Source organism: Nocardia sp. NPDC006982 (assembly GCF_042869435.1).
Lineage (GTDB): Bacteria > Actinomycetota > Actinomycetes > Mycobacteriales > Mycobacteriaceae > Nocardia.
Genome location: NZ_JBIAFV010000074.1, coordinates 1 through 2,035 on the forward strand (window position 1 = coordinate 1; position 2,035 = coordinate 2,035).

The 2,035-nt window shown below is 65.5% G+C and carries 4 protein-coding genes and 1 pseudogene; 2 read left to right on the forward strand and 3 right to left on the reverse strand.

Going from position 1 to position 2,035, the window contains the following annotated elements:
- Positions 1-249: VIT1/CCC1 transporter family protein (locus ACFYOW_RS49490; protein WP_387299135.1), on the forward strand; the 249-nt coding region annotated here is incomplete at its 5' end.
- A 110-nt stretch (positions 250-359) separates the two neighbouring features.
- The gene (locus tag ACFYOW_RS49495) at positions 360-749 is read left to right on the forward strand and encodes a hypothetical protein (protein WP_387299137.1); all 390 of its coding nucleotides are present in this window, start codon (positions 360-362) and stop codon (positions 747-749) included.
- An 83-nt stretch (positions 750-832) separates the two neighbouring features.
- Here ACFYOW_RS49495 and ACFYOW_RS49500 read toward each other — a convergent pair whose 3' ends face one another.
- The 3 genes and pseudogenes from ACFYOW_RS49500 to ACFYOW_RS49510 form a co-directional block, all read right to left on the reverse strand.
- On the reverse strand, positions 833-1,255 hold the full coding sequence (locus ACFYOW_RS49500) for a CRISPR-associated endonuclease Cas1 (RefSeq protein ID WP_387299139.1): 423 nt from the start codon (positions 1,253-1,255) through the stop codon (positions 833-835).
- Positions 1,252-1,764, reverse strand: coding sequence for a type I-E CRISPR-associated protein Cas6/Cse3/CasE (cas6e, locus tag ACFYOW_RS49505; RefSeq protein WP_387299141.1), 513 nt, complete (start codon positions 1,762-1,764; stop codon positions 1,252-1,254). The genes ACFYOW_RS49500 and cas6e overlap by 4 nt, the downstream gene beginning before the upstream one ends.
- 28 nt (positions 1,765-1,792) lie before the next feature.
- Positions 1,793-1,924, reverse strand: a pseudogene (locus ACFYOW_RS49510) (type I-E CRISPR-associated protein Cas6/Cse3/CasE); the annotation flags it as partial.
- Positions 1,925-2,035: the final 111 nt, after the last annotated feature.

Below are 2,035 nucleotides of genomic sequence, written 5' to 3' on the forward strand. Positions count from 1 at the left end.
TCCTCGGCGGTCGCGTTCACCGTGGGTGCGCTGCTGCCACTGTTGGCGATCATCCTGCCGCCGACCACCGCACGCATTCCGGTGACATTCGCGGCAGTGCTGATCGCGCTGGCGATCACCGGGTCGGTCAGCGCGCGGCTCGGCGGCAGTAACCGCGCACGCGCGGTGTTGCGGGTAATGATCGGTGGTGCGCTGGCGATGGCGATCACCTATGGCATCGGTCAATTGGCGGATGTCACCGGGATATGAGAACGGGCCGAAGGAAACCCTCGGCCCGTTCTTCGCTCAGCGCGATGGCGTCAGTAGTAGTGCCGCCGACCGGGCGCCCCACCGACCCGACGAGTGCGAGGATCGCACCGATGAGCAGCAAAATGATGTGCCGCCAACTCCCGGCGCGACTGCCGCAGATCGCGCCGTGCGGCGCTGCTGCGACGGGAACTACGTCAGAGGCCAGCGAGCAGCAGGCTCAGGCCGAGCATCCCGATCGCCCCGATCGCGATCCCGTAGAGGAAAAGTTCCCCCGCGGAGACGCTGAAGTGATAGTCGAATACACCGAAATCACCTGGTGCCGTACGAACTTCGCCCGTATTGGCCGCCACTCCGGCAACGCCGATAATTACCGCGCCGATGAGAACGACGAGCCCGATAATAATGATCATGACAATCCCGTTGCGCTGGTTGATATTACCTTCGCCGCTGACAGGGCCTGGTTCACGGGATCGCCGGTGTCCCAGTCCTCGGTGTCGTAGTGGCGGCGTTTCCATTCGATGCCGGTGCGTTCGGAGTGCTGGCGATAGACCGCGCGGACGCGGGCGCCTTCGCGGCCGCGCAGCTACTGCATCGTTAGTTCCGAGACGTCCTCTCCTGGAAAACGAATGGCATACATGGCCCGCGCCACCTGCAGGCGTGCGCGGGTGTTGGTGACAGCTTCGGCTTGCGCGGTGAGTAGCCGTGAGGACCGTGCCAGTGCTACGCCGTGGGCGTAGTACCGCACGCCGCGTTCGCCGACCCACACCACGGTCGACCCGCTGTCGGACATCAGCGAAATCGCTTGATGGGTGATGGTGGTACCCGGTCCGAGCAGCAGCACACCGACGGCGACGGCGGGGACGTGCACGGTGCCGCGTTCGTCGGTGGCGGTGATGGCGTTGCTGTCACGGTTGACCACACACCGGTCGAGGTAGAGGAACGAGATCCGCTCGGAGATCCGCACGAGTTCTTTCGACTCGGCGGGTCGGCGGCCGATGGTGGTCATCGCGGATTATCGGTCGTTGGGTATGCGAGGGTGAGCAGCCCGCATCCGTAGGATTTCGCGCGCCCGATACCGAAGGTGAGTGAATGTCGTAGTGCGGCAACGTCGGTGACTTCGAGTAGGCCTTCGTAGGTGGCAGTGGAGATGGTGACCCGCCCTTGGCCACGGGTGAAGCGGTGCACGGTGCGGTCGGTGATGGTGAGTTCGACTTCGTCGGCGGTGGCGTTGGGTGCGAGGCCTGGCAGGATGCGGATGCCGATGCGGGCGGCTCGGTCGAGCAGCCATTGCTGTTGTTGGGCAACGGTGATGCGGGCGAGGGGTTCGGTGTCGGTCCAGCCGTCACGGCGGGCGGAGTGGACGGGGTTGGCGGTGAGCCGGAATTGCCATTGCTGGCCGAGGGTGAGTCGTTCCAGCAGGCGGTCGTAGGGTTTGGTGTCCCAGGTTTCGGTGGTGGGCCAGCCGGCTTGTTCGACGATGTGGGTGAGGTCGGGTTTGTCGGGGGTTGGCGATATACAACTGGACGCGGTGGGGGCCGTAGGTGTCCAGGCGCCACAGGATCCGGCCTTCGTTGGTGGCGGTGGCGTCGGCGAATCCGCTGCATACCGCGGCGTGCAGGGCTTGTGGGGAGGACAGCAGTGTGCGGGCGCCGCGGCGCCGTGGGTTGATCGGCATTCTGGTCAGGAACACTTCATGCCTCCAACACCGACATGGCGTCGTGCTCGGTGACCGGGGCGGATGTTCCGTGGGGGTTGGCGATGGTGACGGTGCCGCGGACCACGGCGC

What these genes read in the sequence shown, in the direction of transcription:
- ACFYOW_RS49495 (WP_387299137.1), top strand. Translation starts at nt 360, where the DNA reads ATGAGCAGCAAAATGATGTGCCGCCAACTCCCGGCGCGACTGCCGCAG.
- ACFYOW_RS49500 (WP_387299139.1), bottom strand. Translation starts at nt 1,255, where the DNA reads ATGACCACCATCGGCCGCCGACCCGCCGAGTCGAAAGAACTCGTGCGG.